Origin of the sequence: Pseudomonas sp. B21-036 (assembly GCF_024748925.1) — a bacterium.
GTDB lineage: Bacteria > Pseudomonadota > Gammaproteobacteria > Pseudomonadales > Pseudomonadaceae > Aquipseudomonas > Aquipseudomonas palmensis.
Genome location: NZ_CP087178.1, coordinates 1,577,615 through 1,594,690, shown reverse-complemented (window position 1 = coordinate 1,594,690; position 17,076 = coordinate 1,577,615). Strand labels below are relative to the sequence as shown.

Here is a 17,076-nt window from a genome sequence, read left to right as displayed (position 1 = left end):
ACCGGACACGGCGCCCGTGCAGGGGGCTCTGCGATAGGCGTCATCCTTTGCCTCGCAGGCGCCGCAAGATGCTAGAATTCCAGCATCGTTTATTCCCAAGGTAGCCCTGTAATGTCCTTCGCTGAGCAATTAACCCGCCTGCAAGCCTTCCTCGACGCTGACGAGCTGCACGAAGAAGCGCTGGACTACGTTGCCGCACACGGCTACCTGACCGCGCTGTCGATCTGCTCCGAAGCCGTTCCCGAGCGTGAATGGATCGATGCCCTGTTCGCCGAGCCGCCGCACTACAAGGACGAGGCCCAGCGCGAAGAAATCGAAAGCACACTGATCAAGCTCAAGGAGCACATCGCCCGCCAACTGGCCAGCGATGAGGAATTCGAGCTGCCGTGCGACCTGGACCTTGGCGACGAGCCGGACGACTCCGAGCTGCGCGGCTGGTGCATCGGCTTCATGGAAGGGGTGTTCCTGCGTGAAGCGGCCTGGTTCGAAAGCGCCGAGGAAGAAGTCAGCGAGATGCTGCTGCCGATCATGGTCGGTTCCGGCCTGTTCGACGAAGAGGCCGAGTTCGCCGACATCGCCAGCGACGCCAACCTGATGGACGACATGATCGTGCAGATCCCCGAGGCGCTGACGGCCTTGTACCTGCTGTGCCATGCCCCGGACGAGAAACCTGCGCTGCTCAAGCCTCGCCACCACTGAGTCTGCATCCATGCGCCACCTGCTGCTGGCCATCGGCTGGCTCAGCGTCGCGCTGGGGGTGATCGGCATCTTCCTCCCGGTGCTGCCGACCACCCCTTTTCTGTTATTGGCGGCAGCCTGCTTTGCGCGCAGCTCGCCCCGCTTTCACGCATGGCTGGTCAATCACCCACGGCTTGGGCCGTGGATTCGCGACTACCTGGGCGGTGAGGGCATTCCGCTCAAGGCCAAGGTATACGCCATCGGGCTGATGTGGCTGAGCATAGGTTTTTCGTGCTACCTGGTGCCCTTGCCGTGGGCACGCGGGTTCATGCTCACCAGTGCGGTGCTGGTGACCGTGTACATCGCGCGGCAGAAGACCTTGCGCAAGCGTACCTAGGCGCAACCACGCGCCAACCTCATCGCGGGCCAAGCCCGCTCCCACAGCTACTTCATTGCTCTTGTGGGAGCGGGCTTGGCCCGCGATGGCAGCGGCAGGTCAGCTGCGCCATCTACGCCTCATGTCACACCGTATCCACCTTCAACGAATGATCATTGAGCATCCCGTTGATCACCGTGGCTGTATCCGCCCCCGCCGAGATGACCCCACCCGCGCCCGCCGTCACCCCATAGTGATGGGCAAGGTCCACGCCGGCCAGTTCGATGGTCTGGGTCGGCGCCGCGCCGGCCACCGCACTCACCTGGATGGTCGATATCACGCCGTTGCCCGTGCCCGTCACCGTGAAGTGCAGGTAATCGTCCAGCGACGCCGACGTCGCGTTCTCGCCCTGCAGCAATTGCGAGAGGTCCAGCCGATCGGTACCCGGGGTAAAGTCGGTCACCTTGTCGTGGCCAGTATTGCCCTGTTGCCACAGGAAGGTATCGCTGCCCGCGCCACCGGTCAGGGTATTGTTGCCCGGCCCGCCGATCAGCAGATCGTCACCGCCGCCCCCGATCAGAATGTCGTTGCCCAGGCCGCCGATCAGCGTGTTGGCGTTGTCGTCGCCGGTCAGCTTGTCGTCGTGGTCGGAACCGATCAGGTTCTCGATCGACACCAGCTTGTCGAGCCCGGCGCCGATCGTGTTCTGCTCACCGGTCAGCGCCAGGCTCACCGTCACCCCAGCGCTCGCCCCGGCGTAGCTGGCGGTGTCGTTGCCAGCGCCACCGTCGAGCAGATCGTTGCCGTTGCCGCCGATCAACAGGTCGTTGCCATCCCCCCCGTAGAGCTTGTCGTTGCCATCGCCGCCAATCAGCACGTCGTTGCCTGCACCGCCATTGAGAACGTCATCACCGCTCCCGGCCAGCAGCACGTCGTCGTGGCTGGTGCCTTCCAGGGTACTGCCGGCCTGGTAGGTGATGTCCACCGCCCCCGTGGCGCTGCCGCCATGGCCGTCGCTGACGGTATAGGTGCCGTTGTAGGTGGGCGTGTAGTCATGCGCCCCGGCGTAGTTGATCGACATGCTCAGCTGGTAGCTTTCTGCGCCCTTGCCGCCGTCGTCATTGACCTGGTTGACCAGATGGATGCTGTACACCCCATCATGGCTGGCGGTGAAACTGCCGCCATCGGCGATGGTGTGGTAGGTGCCGCCCTCATCCTTCCACTGCATCAGCAAGTTGCGATCAGCGGTGCGGTTGTGGTCCAGGGTCAGGGTTTCGCCCTCGCGCAGGCTTACCTTGATCACGTCTTCGTCATTGCCATTGGCAGCACTCACCGCCCCCAGGTAGCCACTGACCACCAGCGCCGCGGTCATCGACCCGGCTGCGCCGGTAAAGGCACTGCGCGCCAGAACCCGCTCCTGATTGGCCAGCGTGTCGTCCTGGCCGGTGAAGGTGATGACCGTCTTGCCGTTGCCGGCCGTGAAATCCGCCCCCTTGGTCCAGCCGGTGTTGAAGGTGATCGGCGCCGCACTCAGGCGATCGTGGTTGGCGTCGCTGTCGTTGGCCAGCAAGGCGGCGGCCGGCACGCTGATGCTCGGCGCAAGGATATTGGTGATGACATGATCGGCACCGGCCACCGGCGCAGCATTGGTGTTGACGTTGATCACCAGGTTGGCACCGCTCAGGTCGCCGTCGTTGTCGCTGGCCACGAAGCGGATGGTCTCCACCTGATTGCTGCCGCTGTCCTTGGGCGGCGTATAGGTGAACTGGCCGTTGTCCATGTCCACCACCAGCGTCCCGCCCAGCGCGGTCTTGACCGTGATGCTGTGGGTGCTCGCGTCGAAGGTGCCGCGGTCTGCGCCGCCACTGGCTGCATAGCTGGGCTGGTTGGCGTTGCCTTTGGGGTCGAAGGTGTAGGTGGTGCCGTCGATCAACAGCGACTTGATGAAGCCACCATCGGCACCGAAGTCGCCACCGCTCATCAGGCTGCCGGTGATCGGCGCGCCCTGCACGGTGCCCGACAGCACGTTGTCCAGTTGCGCCAGGTCGGTGACCACCACCGAGTTGGTATTGGTGTGGGTACTGCCGTCATAGGCAGCCGGGTTGAGATTGCCGGTGTTGACGCCGCTGCCCAGCCCGATCGCATACGACTTGATGCCGTTGTCGCCCAGGAAGTTCTCCCAGTTGCCGGTGCGCGTTTCGGTCAGGGCATGCCCCGAGGTCGGCGCACCGTCCGAGAAGAAGTAGCTGACGCTCTGCGCCCCCTCCAGCTTGCCCGGCGTCTGGTAGGCCGTCTGCGCCACGTTGACTGCCGAGTCGTAATAGGTCGAGCCACCCGGGGTCAGGTCCTTGATCAGGGCCTTGGCCTCGGCCACCGTCACCCACACGTCGGTGCGATCACTGGCACCGGTGGAGAACGTGACGACCTGCACCTTCACATCGCCCATGTCGTCGTACTTGTCCAGCAGTGCGCCGATGGCCTCCTTGGCCAGCTCCAGGCGCGACAGGCCGCGCACCCCGGAATTGTCGGCCATGCTGCCGGACACATCGATGATCAGCATGACGTTGGTGTCCACCTGCCCCGGCGTGGTCGAACGCACGGCGTCGGCCGTTGTGGGCACGTCATCGACGATATTGATCACGATGTTGCTGGTGGTCGAATTGCCGGCCGCATCGGTGGCCTTGTAGACGAAGGTCTCGCTGGTGACCACGTTGGGGCCGTCGTTGAGCCCGCCTGCGGTTTTGGGTGCGGACGTGAGGGTGTACTTGAAGCTGCCGTCGGCGTTGAGCTGAATCTGCCCATAGGCGCCCGTGCTGCTGCCCACCAGCGTATAGGTGATCGCGCCGCTGGCTCCGCTGACCGAGCCCACCAGGCTGCCGGTCGCGGTTTCACCCGCTGAGCCGGGGTCGCTGCCGGTCACGGTGCCGGGGGCGAGGTCGTTCGGGTCCTGGGTAAGGTCCAGGGCCTTCTCGTACACCGTGACCTCGTTGTTGGGGCAGGCGACGATCTTGCTGTCGGTGACATTGATGGTGATGGTGGTGGTGCTTTCGTCTCCGTCCGCGTCACGAATGGTGTAGGTGAAGGTGTCCTGGGCACCGTCCTGCGTCACCGCATTGGGGTTGGCCTTGTACTCGGCCTCGCCGTTGGCATGCAGGATGAGGGTGCCATAGGTGCCGGCGATGCCCACGCCGAGCGAGCCGATGGCCGAGGTCGAGGTGTCGGCGCCGAACCGCACGCCCACCACCGCACCGCCCTGGGCCGGGCCGTCTGCCCCCAATGTGTCGTTATCCAGCACATTGCCGGTGACCGTACCGCCCTCCACCACCGTGGTGCTGTCGGACTCCGCCCTTGGCACGTCATCCACGATCTTGATCACGATGGTGCTGGTGACGCTGTTGCCCAGTTGGTCGGTCGCCTTGTAGGTAAAGGTCTCGGACGTGACGATATTCGCCCCGTCGTCGCCGTTGCCGATGTGCGGCGCCGAGGTCAGGGTGTACTTGTAGCTGCCGTCGGCATTGAGCTGAATCTGCCCATAGGCACCTGTAGTGCTGCCCACCAGCGTGTAGGTGAGCGCGCCGGAACCGCCCGTGACCGAGCCGACCAGGGTGCCGGTACCCGTCTCGCCAGGCGAGGTAGGGTTGCTGCCCACCACCGTGCCCGGGGCCAGGTCCTGCGGGTCCTGGGTCAGGTCCAGCGCTTTTTCGTAGACTTTCACCTCGGTATCGGCGCAGGCCACCAGCTTGCTGTCGGTGACATTGATGGTGATGGTCGTGGTGCTTTCGTCACCGTCCGCATCGCGGATGGTGTAGGTGAATACATCCTTGGCGCCGGTTGGCGCTACCGAGTTGGGGTCGGCCTTGTAGATCGCCTCGCCATTGGCATTCAGGATCAGCGTGCCATAGGTGCCGGCGATGCTCACGCCCAGCGAGCCGATGGCCGAGGTCGAGGTGTCGGCGCCCGCCCGCACACCCACCACCGCACCGCCCTGGGCTGCGCCGTCTGCCCCCAGGATGTCGTTGAGCAGCACGTTGCCGGTGACCGTTCCGCCTTCCATCACCGTGGCGCTGTCCGATTCGGCGATGGGCATGTCGTCGACGATATGGATCACGATGGTGCTGGTAACGCTGTTGCCCAGCGCATCGGTGGCCTTGTAGGTGAAGGTCTCGGTGCTCACGACGTTGGCGCCGTCGTTGCCGTTGCCGATATGCGGCGCCGAGGTCAGGGTGTACTTGTAGCTGCCGTCGGCATTGATCTGAATCTGCCCGTAGTTACCGATGGCGCTGCCTTCCAGGCTGTAGGTCAGGGCACCGGAGCCACCGCCCACCCGGCCTTGAAGGTTGCCGACCGAGGTTTCCGTGGCCCTGGTCGGCGCGCTGCCTTCTACCGTGCCAGGCGCCAGGTCCCAGGCGTCCTGCACCAGGTCCAGCCCGCGCTCGTACACCTTGATGTCATCGTCCGGGCAGGCGACGAGCTTGCTGTCGGTGACATTGATGGTGATGGTCGTGGTGCTTTCGTCACCGTCCGCATCGCGGATGGTGTAGGTGAATACATCCTTGGCGCCGGTTGGCGCTACCGAGTTGGGGTCGGCCTTGTAGATCGCCTCGCCATTGGCGTTCAGGATCAACGTGCCGTAGGTGCCGGCGATGCTCACGCCCAGCGAACCGATGGCCGAGGTCGAGGTGTCGCCGCCTGCCCGCACACCCACCACCGCACCGCCCTGGGCTGCGCCGTCTGCCCCCAGGATGTCGTTGAGCAGCACGTTGCCGGTGACCGTTCCGCCTTCCATCACCGTGGCGCTGTCCGATTCGGCGATGGGCATGTCGTCGACGATATGGATCACGATGGTACTGGTAACGCTGTTGCCCAGCGCATCGGTGGCCTTGTAGGTGAAGGTCTCGGTGCTCACGACGTTGGCGCCGTCGTTACCGTTGCCGATGTGCGGCGCCGAGGTCAGGGTGTACTTGTAGCTGCCGTCGGCGTTGATCTGAATCTGCCCGTAGTTACCGATGGCGCTGCCTTCCAGGCTGTAGGTCAGGGCACCGGAGCCACCGCCCACCCGGCCTTGAAGGTTGCCGACCGAGGTTTCCGTGGCCCTGGTCGGCGCGCTGCCTTCTACCGTGCCAGGCGCAAGGTCCCAGGCGTCCTGCACCAGGTCCAGCCCGCGCTCGTACACCTTGATGTCATCGTCCGGGCAAGCGACGAGCTTGCTGTCGGTGACGTTGATGGTGATGGTCGTGGTGCTTTCATCGCCGTCCGCGTCGCGGATGGTGTAAGTGAACACGTCCTTGGCGCCGGTTGGCGCTACCGAGTTGGGGTCGGCCTTGTAGATCGCCTCGCCATTGGCGTTCAGGATCAACGTGCCGTAGGTGCCGGCGATGCTCACGCCCAGCGAACCGATGGCCGAGGTCGAGGTATCGGAGCCTGCCCGTACACCCACCACCGCACCGCCCTGGGCTGCACCGTCTGCACCCAGCGTGTCGTTGTCCAATACGTTGCCGGTGACCGTACCGCCCTCCACCACCGTGGTGCTGTCCGACTCAGCCCGTGGCACATCGTCCACGATCTTGATCACGATGGTGCTGGTGACGCTGTTGCCCAGCGCGTCGGTAGCCTTGTAGGTGAAGGTTTCGGAGGTGACCACATTGGCCCCGTCGTTGCCACCGCCCACCTGCGGCGCGGACGTCAGGGTGTACTTGTAACTGCCGTCGGCGTTGATCTGGATCTGCCCGTAGGCGCCGGTGCTGCTGCCCACCAGCGTGAAGGTCAGCGCGCCGGAGCCACCACCGACCGAGCCGGCCAGCGTTCCGGTCGCGGTCTCGCCCGCCGAGCCCGGGTTGCTGCCCACCACCGTGCCCGGCGCAAGGTCTTGCGGGTCCTGGACCAGGTCCAGGGCCTTTTCATACACCGTGACGCTGTCCGGGCAGGCGACGAGCTTGCTGTCGGTGACATTGATGGTGATGGTCGTGGTGCTTTCATCGCCGTCCGCATCGCGGATGGTGTAGGTGAACACATCGGTCGCGCCCGCTGGCGGCACGGCGTTTGGGTCGGCCTTGTACACCGCCTCGCCATTGGCGTTGAGCACCAGCGTGCCGTAGGTACCCGCAATGTTCACGCCCAGCGAGCCGATGGCCGATATCGAGGTATCGGAGCCGGCCCGCACACCGACCACCGTGTGCTCGACCGGCGGGCGATCGGCGCCCAGGCTGTCATTGTGCAGCACGTTGCCGGTGACGGTACCGCCTTCGACTACCGAGGCGCTGTCGGGCCTGGCCTGCGGCACGTCATCGACAATGTTCACGTCCAGGCTGCCGGTGGCCTTGCTGCCATCGCTGTCGATGGCCACCACGCTGAAGCTCTCACCGATGTTGTTGATGCCCTGGCCAGCGGGATGAGCTTCGTTGTCGAGCAAGGTGTAGCTGTAGCTCACCACGCCTGTGGCGGGGTTGTAGCCGGTGATGGTGAGGGTATTGCCCAGCCCCGTGGTGATCGATTGCGGAAAACCACTGACCACCCCGCCGATCACCACGTTGATGCCCCCGACGGTAAGCGTGTGCAGGCCATCGGGGGCATGCACGGTAAAGCTGCCGCTCTGGGTCAGCGCCCCATTATCGGGGCTTGAGCCATCGGCCAGGTTCTTCTCGTACACGGTCAGTTCACCGCCATTCACCTCCAGCCCGTCCAGTGTCACCGGGTGGTCGATGGGCGGCTCAACCGGCGGGATCACCGGCGGCACGAAACCGCCAGGGCCCTGGTCATCACCCCGCGCGCCAATCCAGGGTTCGGGAATCTCGGGGATGCTGTTGAAACCCGCCGTCGGAAAGCCGATCACCGGGTCCAGGTGCCCTCCCACCTCGGTGAGCTGCACGAACGAATGGCCGCCGCCCAATGCGCTTGGCGAACCGCCGTTGCCGGGGCCCGCCGCCGGAGCTTCGCCCTCCTGGCTGGGGTCGGCGCCCGCCGCAATGGCCTGCTGCAGTTTCTCCACATCGGTCAGTTGTGCCTGGCTGGGCGTCACCGTCTCGGGCGCGTTCACGTGCGAGGCATGGTTGGCCAGCAGGTCGGGAGACAGCTGCAGGCTGCTGTCACGGCCCAGGGTCAGCTCGGCACCGTTTTCCAGGTGCACCGCCACTGCCCCGGCCGCGCCGGTTTCCAGTTGTTCCCCGGCATAAAGGCGGTCGCCTTCCACCAGGGCACGTCGACCGCTATCGGCCGCTACCGCGAATACCTGGCCGACAACCTTGCTGACCACACCGATTAAATTAGCCATGAGCATGCCTCCATTGCCGAAGGTTTTCGCAAACACGTGCCGGGGTATCGCGAAACCTGGCGCGGGCAATGCCCGGCCGACTCGGAGAACAACCTTGCGACCGCACGCACCGATCTCAACGAAATCAATGCATTCGGCCTGCCCATGCTCCGGTTAAGTCACGCTGCGATCTGGCAATCGGCCATGAGCCAAAATTTTGTCGCCATATTTCGCCGCGTTGACCTCCCCTCCGCTCACTCCATACCCAATGCTGCAAAAAACGAGGAACTTTATCGGACGCCCTGACAGGCCAACATCTGCGCCTGTTTTCGAGCTATCTGAAGAGAACAATGTCTTGCTTTGAGCACAGCGCATAAGTTTTTTTTCGCATATTGGTTATGAGAAATACTTCTTAGGTTGGCCGTTAAATGTTCTTAGCTCTGTTGTTACAAGCCTGAAACGGTTTGACCTCCATTTTTCGTCATTTTTTTGGCGATTGAGAGACCACAAGAAATCAGGGAGATGTCATCCATGCGCGTTTTGACCCCCATCAGTAGCGCGATTCTGTTCGCCATGATCTGTGCCAACGCGCAGGCCATGTCCTTGTCACAAGCCGTGCAGAGCGCCGTGGACTACCACCCGGAGAACAAGGCCGGGATCAATAGCCGGCTGTCCGCCGACGAGGATGTGAAGGTGGCCAGAGGGGGCTACTTTCCCACCGTCGACCTGGTGGCCGGCTACGGACGCGAACGTTCAGACAACACCAACACCCGCGGCTTCAACGCCGACGGCAGCCGCAATCACAACAAGGAAACCCTGAACTACACCCAGTCCGAACTGCGCCTACGCCAGATGCTGTTCGACGGCTTCAATACCGCCAATGAAGTGGGCCGCACCGAGGCCGTGGTCAATTCACGCGCCTACTACGTGCAGGCCACCTCCGAGACCATCGCCCTGCGCGCCATCGAGGTGTACCTGGAAGTGCTCAAGCGCCGCGAGCTGGTGACCCTGGCCAAGAACAACCTGCAGGCACACCTGCGCGTCAACGACCAGATCGGCTTGCGCAGCGAGCGCGGCGTGGGCAGCAATGCCGACCTCGACCAGTCCACCGCACGCCGGGCGCTGGCCGACAACAACCTGTACACCGCCCAGGTCGACCTGGCCGATGCCGAAGCCAACTTCATCAGCGTGGTCGGGCGTGCCCCCGACGAGCTGGAAACCCCGGTGTCGATCAAGGGCGAGATGCCCGGCGACCTGACCCAGGCGCGCCAGGCCATGCTGCAGAACAACCCCTACCTCAAGTCGGCCCAGGCCGACATCCAGGCCGCCGAGCAACAGTACGAAGTGGCCAAGTCGCCGTTCTACCCGCGCCTGGATGCAGAGCTCGCCACCGGCGCCAACAACAACATCGCCGGTGAACCCGGGCATGCCAACAGCGATTGGCGAGCCGGCGTGGTGATGAGCTACAACCTGTTCAAGGGCGGCAGCGACAAGGCCCGCCTGCAGTCGGATGCGCACAAGATCAACCAGGCCATGGACATCCGCAACAACGCCTTGCGCACCCTCAACGAAAACCTCGCGCTGTCGTGGAACGCCATGACCAACGCGCGCCTGCAAACCCCGACCGCACGCGAATACGCCGACACCACCACCCGTGTGCGCGCCGCCTACCAGGATCAGTTCGGCCTGGGCCAACGCACCCTGCTCGACCTGCTCGACAGCGAGAACGAGCTGTACAACGCCAACCGTCGCTACACCGAAGTGCGCTACACCGAGGAGTTCTCGATGTACCGGGTGCTGGCCAACATGGGCGAGTTGCTGAGCAAACAGAAGATCTCGCTGCCACCGGAGGCCATTGCACGCAGCGAAGTCAGAAGCGACGCCACCCTGCCGGACCTGCGTTGAACACGTTCGACCGCCCGAGGAGCCGCCCATGACCAGCATGCAGCCGGCCGGCACCGCCGACCCGCGCCAGAGCTTCGATGACCCGTTGCTCGACGGGCTGCTGATACTGTGCAAGCTGCACGGCGCTGCGGTCAGTCGCAGCAGCCTGTGTGCCGGCCTGCCGCTGGCCGAACAGCGCATGAGCCTCGACCTACTGCCGCGCGCAGCGGCCCGGGCCGGCCTGCAGGCACGGGTACTGCGCCGCGAGCTGGGCGCGATCTCGGCGCTCAACCTGCCGGTGCTGCTGTTGCTTGCCGATGGCCGCAGCGCCGTGCTGCGGCGCTGGGGCGAGAACGACCAGGCCCTGATACTGCCCAGTGAAGCCGAAGGCGGCGAGCAGTGGGTCAGCCGCCAGGAGCTGGCCGACGTCTACAGCGGCCAGGCCCTGTTCGCACGCCCGCGCCACGAGGTCGAAGACCTGCGCACACCGCTGCTGCCCAGGGTCAACGCCTGGTTCCGTGACACCCTCAAGCAGTCGCGCTGGCTCTACAGCGACGCCTTGCTGGCCAGCCTGCTGATCAACCTGCTGGGCCTGATGGTGCCGCTGTTCGTGATGCAGACCTACGACCGGGTGGTGCCCAACCAGGCCACCTCCACCCTGTGGGTGCTGGTCATCGGCCTGATGCTCGGCACCCTGTTCGAGCTGGTGCTGCGCGTGGTGCGTGCGCACCTGCTGGACCAGGCCGGCAAGAAGACCGACCTGATCCTCTCGGCCACCCTGTTCGAGCGCATCACCGGCATGTCGATGAAGGCCCGCCCGGCCACCATCGGCGGCTTCGCCCAGAGCATCCACGACTTCCAGGGCCTGCGCGAATTCCTCACGGCGGTGACCCTGACCAGCGTCATCGACCTGCCCTTCGTGGTGCTGATGCTACTGGTGATCGGCCTGCTGGGCGGCTGGCTGGTGGTGATTCCGCTGGTGGCCTTTCCGATCACCATCGCCTTTGCGCTGTTCATCCAGGCACGCCTGCGCGATACCGTGGAAAAAAGCCTGAGCCTGGGCGCGCTGCGCCAGGCGCTGCTGATCGAGACCCTGGGCGGCCTGGAAACCCTCAAGGCCTGCGGGGCCGAAAGCGAGCGCCAGCACCAGTGGGAAAGCACCCACGGCGCCCTCACCCGCCTCGACGTACAGGCGCGCAACCTTTCGGCACTGGCCACCAACGGCACCCTGTTCATCCAGCAGCTGTGCGGCATGGCCACCATCGTCGCCGGGGTGTACAGCATCATTGCCGGCAACCTCAGCGTGGGTGCCCTGGTGGCCAGCTACATGCTCGGCAGCCGCGTGCTCGCACCACTGGGCCAGATCGCCGGGCTGATCACCCGCTACCAGCAGGCCCAGCTGACCATGCACAGCACCGACGCGCTGATGGCCCTGCCCCAGGAACGACCTGCCGGCCAGCAGACCCTGGAGCGCACCCAGTTGCACGGCGCGCTGCAGGTCAGCCAGGTGACCTTCCGCTACAACGGGCAGAACGCCGCAGCGCTGGACAACGTGAGCTTCACGGTCAAGCCGGGCGAACGCATCGGCATCATCGGTCGCAGCGGCTCGGGCAAGAGCACCCTGGCACGCCTGCTGATGGGCTTCTACGAACCCGAAGAGGGGCAGATCCTGCTCGACAACCTCGACCTGCGCCAGCTCGACATCGCCGACCTGCGCCAGCAGCTCGGCTACGTGGCCCATGACCTGCCGCTGCTGGCCGGCAGCCTGCGCGACAACCTGACCCTGGGCGCACGCTACGTCAGCGATGCGCGCATGCTCGAAGTGGCCGAGATGACCGGCGTGAGCGAACTGGCCCGCCAGCACCCGCAAGGCTTCGAACGGCCGGTGGGCGAGCGCGGCATGCTGCTCTCCGGCGGCCAGCGCCAGACCGTGCTGCTGGCCCGCGCGATGCTGCTGGAACCGCCGATCCTGATCCTCGACGAGCCCACCAGCCATATGGACAACAGCAGCGAAGACCAGCTGCGCCAGCGCCTGCACGGCTGGGTGCAGGGCAAGACCCTGCTGCTGGTCACCCACCGCACCTCGATGCTCAGCCTGGTCGACCGCCTGGTGGTGCTGGACAACGGCAAGGTGGTGGCCGACGGGCCCAAGGACGCGGTCATCGATGCACTGCGCAAGGGCCGTGTCGGCTCTGCACTCTGAGGGGAATCAGCATGTCTGCATTGTCCGGCCTGGGCGATTACATCCGCAGCTTCGGCAAGACTGCCGAACGCGAGTACATGCCGGACCTGGCCGGCGCGACGCTGCAGGACTCGCCCCGCCTGTCGCGCATCACCGTGTGGCTGGCGGCAGGCTTGCTGCTGGTGGCACTGGTGTGGGCCAAATTCGCGGTGCTCGATGAAGTCACCATGGGCGAAGGCAAGGCCATCCCGTCGAGCAAGGTGCAGGTGATCCAGAACCTGGAGGGCGGCATCGTCACCGAGATCTTCGTGCGCGAGGGGCAGATGGTAAACAAGGGCGACACCCTGCTGCGCCTGGACGACACGCGCTTTCTGTCGAACAAGGGCGAAAGCGAAGCCGACCGCTATGCCCTGACCGCGCAGGTCGAGCGCCTGTCCGCCGAGGCCGAGGGTCGCCCCTTCCAGCTTTCGGAGGTGGTACGCAGCAAGGCCCCGCAGGTGGCCGAGGACGAACTGTCGCTGTACCAGTCGCGCCAGCGCCGCCTCACCAGCGAGAAACAGACGCTCAACGAGCAACTGCGGCAGAAAACCCAGGAGCTGGCCGAGTTTCGCTCCAAACTGGAGCAGTACCGCTCGGGCCTGGCATTGCTGCAGCAAGAGCTGAACATGTCCACGCCGCTGGTGGGCACCGGCGCGATTTCGCCGGTGGAGATCCTGCGCCTCAAGCGCAGCGCGGTGGAGGCTCGCGGCTCGCTGAACGCCACCAGCCTGGCGATTCCGCGGGCCGAAGCGGCGGCGGCGGAGATCCGCAGCAAGATCGAGGAATCCGAGGCAGGCTTTCGCTCGGAGGCGGCCAAGGAACTCAACGACAAGCGCACCGAGCTTTCGAAGATCACCGCCACCAGCATCGCCATCGACGACCGTGTCACCCGCACCACCGTGGTGTCGCCGGTGCACGGCATCATCAAGCTGCTCAAGGTCAACACCATTGGCGGTGTGGTGCAGCCGGGCAGCGACCTGCTGGAGATCGTGCCGCTGGAAGACAACCTGCTGATCGAGGCCAAGGTGCGCCCACAGGATGTGGCCTTTCTGCACCCCGGGCAGACCGCGATGGTCAAGTTCAGTGCGTACGACTACACGATCTATGGTGGCCTGAAGGCCAAGCTGGAACTGATCGGCGCCGACACGGTGACGGACGACAAGGGCAACGCGTTCTACCTGATCCAGGTGCGCACCGACAAGAACCACCTGGGCGGGGACAACAAACCGTTGCTGATCATCCCGGGCATGACCGCCACGGTGGACATCATCACCGGGCACAAGAGCGTGCTGGATTACCTGCTCAAGCCGGTGCTCAAGGCACGCACCGAGGCGTTGCGCGAGCGCTAGCGCCCATCAACGCAGGTGGTTGCGCTCGTAGGTCTGTTGCCCCATCGCCGCAATCTGCCCCTCGATCAGGGCATCGAACGGCCGCAGCAGCGCATCGAACAGCGCCGGCGCCTCCAGCACGTTCAACGCCTGCGTCACTGCCTCGATGGTCGACAAGGCGCCCTCCCCGGGTGCCTTGCGCAACCGGTAGCGCGACGGCTGCAACGCCCCCAGCGTGACCCGTGGCAACGTTGCCAGCAAAGGGTTCACATGCAGCAACTTGCGCGCCTTGCGCCAGGTGCCGTCGGGCACCACCAGCAACCACGGTCGCTCATCGCCAGCATAAGCCTGCAGCGCCTGCGCGCCCTCACCCGGAAACAACAGGCCGGTGCGATACCCCGGCTGCGTCAGCCACTGCTCGAGATCCTCGAACACCTCGCCCACCCGCAACTCGGCATTGCGCAGGCCAAGCGCCGCCAGCCTGGCGGTGTTCAAGGCATGGTTCACTTCGCTGGGATGCTGCAGCAGCAGTACACGGGTGCGGCTGTCCAGGCGGGGGATCAACGTGCAAAGGCAATGGGTTTGTGGGCGCAAGCAGCGCTCGCAGTGAATTCTGGACATCGGGTTCTCCTGGGGCGCGAAGTGTGCCACAGCAGGCCCGCGAAATACCGCACCGCCCTGGGTCAAACGCGCGGATTCAGCGATTGAAGCGTTCGGCCAGGCTGTACAGGTAGTCGGCCATGCGCTGCAGGTCCTGGCTGATCTCGGCGCCCTGCTTGGCCTGCCCGGCGCTGTGGTCGCACAGCTGGGCGATGCGCGTGATCTGCTGGTTGATGTCTTCGGCCACATGACTCTGCTGTTCCGACGCCGTGGCCATCTGCTGGCTCATGCCGGTGATGCGGCTGACCGCCTGGCTGATGCCCACCAGCGCGGTCTGCACGGCCTCGACACTGTGCACGCTGTCACGCGAGATCTGCTCGCCGCGGCTGGCACTGCTCACCGCCCGCTCGGCCCCGGCACGCAGGCTGGCGATGATCTGGTGGATTTCCTCGGTCGAGACCCGCGTGCGCTGCGCCAGCGACCGCACCTCGTCGGCCACCACGGCAAAACCGCGGCCCTGCTCGCCGGCCCGCGCCGCCTCGATGGCGGCATTGAGCGCCAGCAGGTTGGTCTGCTCGGCGATCGAGGTGATCACATCCACCACGCTGCCGATGGACTGGGTTTGCCCGGCCAGTTCGTTCACCGCCTGGCCGATCTCGGTCACCGCATCGGCCATGCTGCCCATTGCCTGCAGGCTTCGTTGTGCCAGGTCGCTGCCCTGGCGGGCCAACTGGTCGGCATCGGACGCCGCCGTGGCGGTGTCCTGCACGTTGTGGGTGACCTGCTGGATGGTTGCCGCCATCTGCGCAATGGCGGCCGCCGACTGGTCGGTCTCGCAGCGCTGCCGGTCGAGCATCTGCGCCTGGGCCCCGGACAGGTCGCTCGATTGCGTGGCCCGTGCCTTGACCCCGACGCCGGCGTCCACCAGCCGCGTGAGCGCGGTCTGCAGGCGCGCTTCCTCGCTGATGATCGCCAGGTCCAACTGCCCCTGCAGGCCCCGGTTGTCACTGTAGGTCAGCGCTACCAGCGGGCTGGTGAAGGCCCTGGGGTGCTCGGCCAGGGTACGCCGGATCATCCGGTCGTGATGGGCCTCGATCAGGTACCAGGCACTGAGCAGGCTGGCCATCAACACGCCCAGCGCCGCGTACTGGGGCAGCCACAGGTAGCCGGCGGCCGACAGCAGCGCCGCCCCTACCAGCGGCCAGCCCAGCTCCAGTTGCACCGCTGCACGCGCGGCCCAGGACATGGCGCCCCGGCCCTGGCGCAAGCGTGCATACAACGCCGTGGCTCGACGGATCTGGTCCGGGGTGGGCACCGAGCGCACCGACTCGTAGCCACTGATACGGCCATCCTCGTAGATGGCCGTCACGTAGGCACTGACCCAGTAGAAATCGCCGTTCTTCGCGCGGTTCTTGACCACCCCCATCCAGGGCTTGCCTTGCTTGAGGGTGTCCCACATGTGCCCGAACACCGCGGGCGGCATGTCCGGGTGGCGTACAAGGTTATGGGGCTGGCCCACCAGTTCGTCGTAGGTAAAACCGCTGATGCTGACGAAGGCGTCGTTGCAGTAGGTGATGCGGCTGTTGAGGTCGGTGGTGGATATCAGGCGCTGATCGCTCGGGAAGGTTCTTTCATGCTCAGTGACGGGCAGATTCGTACGCATCTCGGCGATCCCTGCTTGGAAGATGTTGGGAATTTTCAACAAGCAAGAACAGGTTTAGCAGAGCATTTACGGGCTTGTAGGGCTTGTCTGAAGGATTTTTCTTCTATTTGCGCAAAAGATTTTCATGCGCATCCGATCAGGCTGGCGTGAGCTGCGCCTTGAGGCGGTCGCGAAAGGTCTGGATCAAGGGTTCGCGGCTGCGGCCCCGGCGAATGATCAGCGAGAACGGCGCCTGATAGCCGAAGGTCGCCGGCGACAGCACCCGCAGGTCGCCCTTGTCCACCCAGGCCTGGGCATAGTGTTCAGGCAGGTAGCCGATGTAGGCCCCCGACAGTACCAGGATCAGCTGTGCCTCCATGCTCTCGACCGTGGCGGCGCTGTGCTTGAAGCCGTGGCGGGCCAGTTCGGCCTGGCTCCAGTAGCCGCGACCGACCATGCGCTGCTGGGTGATCACCTGTTCGGGAATGCGCCGCTCGGTGAACAGCGAATGCCGGTTGCTGCAGTACAGCCAATGCTGCTCGCGGTACAACGGCTGATACACCAGCCCGCTCATGCGTGTGGAGAAAGCGCCGATGGCCAGGTCCAGGCGGTTGTCCTGCACCCCCAGTTGCAGTTCGTAGGGGCTGGACACCGACAGGTGCAGGTGCACGGCCGGGTGTTCGAGGCTATAGGCACCGATGGCGTCGGCCAGCGGCAATGCGCGATCGCCGACCGTGGAGTCGATCACCCCCAGGTTCAGGGTGCCGCGCAGCTCGCCCTTGAGCGCCGCCGCGTACTGCTCGAAACCGTCCATTTCGGCCAGCAGGCGCAGGGTCTCCTGATGGAACAGCTCGCCCTTGCTGGTGAGGCTGAAGCCGCCGCGCCCACGGTGGCACAGCACGATACCCAGCGCCGACTCAAGCTGGCTCATGTAGGTACTGATGGCGGACGTGGACAGGTTCAACTCGCGCTGGGCATTGGCGAAGCCCTGGTGGCGTACCACGCTGACGAAGATGCGCAGCAATTTCAGATCAGGCAGGGCCGAGGCCATGGCAAGGGCTCCAACAGGGCAACGAATACGCGCCAGTCTACCCGTTGATC

Annotated in this window: 8 protein-coding genes and 2 pseudogenes; 5 read left to right on the top strand and 5 right to left on the bottom strand. The window is 65.0% G+C overall.

Going from position 1 to position 17,076, the window contains the following annotated elements:
* Positions 1-111 precede the first annotated feature (111 nt).
* Together LOY33_RS07195 and LOY33_RS07190 are read left to right on the top strand one after the other, a co-directional pair.
* Entirely contained in the window at positions 112-699 is a 588-nt protein-coding gene (locus LOY33_RS07195) for a YecA family protein (protein ID WP_258662370.1), read from the top strand.
* Between the two features lie 10 nt (positions 700-709).
* The gene (locus tag LOY33_RS07190) at positions 710-1,075 is read left to right on the top strand and encodes a YbaN family protein (protein WP_258662369.1); all 366 of its coding nucleotides are present in this window, start codon (positions 710-712) and stop codon (positions 1,073-1,075) included.
* Between the two features lie 124 nt (positions 1,076-1,199).
* Here the strand turns inward: LOY33_RS07190 and LOY33_RS07185 are convergent, their stop codons facing one another.
* Positions 1,200-8,321 (bottom strand): retention module-containing protein, encoded by a 7,122-nt coding sequence (locus LOY33_RS07185; protein WP_258662368.1) that lies wholly within the window; start codon positions 8,319-8,321, stop codon positions 1,200-1,202.
* A 510-nt stretch (positions 8,322-8,831) separates the two neighbouring features.
* On the opposite strand from LOY33_RS07185, the gene LOY33_RS07180 reads away from it, so the two are divergent.
* The 3 genes from LOY33_RS07180 to LOY33_RS07170 are packed head-to-tail and all read left to right on the top strand — an operon-like array spanning position 8,832 to position 13,754.
* Positions 8,832-10,205, top strand: coding sequence for a TolC family outer membrane protein (locus tag LOY33_RS07180; protein ID WP_043864130.1), 1,374 nt, complete (start codon positions 8,832-8,834; stop codon positions 10,203-10,205).
* 28 nt (positions 10,206-10,233) lie between these two features.
* Entirely contained in the window at positions 10,234-12,387 is a 2,154-nt protein-coding gene (locus LOY33_RS07175; protein ID WP_043864131.1) for a type I secretion system permease/ATPase, read from the top strand.
* 11 nt (positions 12,388-12,398) lie between these two features.
* The gene (locus LOY33_RS07170; protein WP_043864132.1) at positions 12,399-13,754 is read left to right on the top strand and encodes an HlyD family type I secretion periplasmic adaptor subunit; all 1,356 of its coding nucleotides are present in this window, start codon (positions 12,399-12,401) and stop codon (positions 13,752-13,754) included.
* A gap of 6 nt (positions 13,755-13,760) precedes the next feature.
* Here LOY33_RS07170 and LOY33_RS07165 read toward each other — a convergent pair whose 3' ends face one another.
* From LOY33_RS07165 to LOY33_RS07155, 4 genes and pseudogenes are all read right to left on the bottom strand, one after another.
* On the bottom strand, positions 13,761-14,354 hold the full coding sequence (locus LOY33_RS07165; protein ID WP_258662367.1) for a tRNA-uridine aminocarboxypropyltransferase: 594 nt from the start codon (positions 14,352-14,354) through the stop codon (positions 13,761-13,763).
* Between the two features lie 76 nt (positions 14,355-14,430).
* Positions 14,431-14,928: pseudogene (locus LOY33_RS26000) on the bottom strand (methyl-accepting chemotaxis protein); the annotation flags it as partial.
* A 786-nt stretch (positions 14,929-15,714) separates the two neighbouring features.
* Positions 15,715-15,996, bottom strand: a pseudogene (locus LOY33_RS25995) (PAS domain-containing protein); the annotation flags it as partial.
* Between the two features lie 136 nt (positions 15,997-16,132).
* Complete coding sequence (locus LOY33_RS07155; RefSeq protein WP_043864135.1) at positions 16,133-17,026, bottom strand: LysR family transcriptional regulator; 894 nt, start codon at positions 17,024-17,026, stop codon at positions 16,133-16,135.
* Positions 17,027-17,076: the final 50 nt, after the last annotated feature.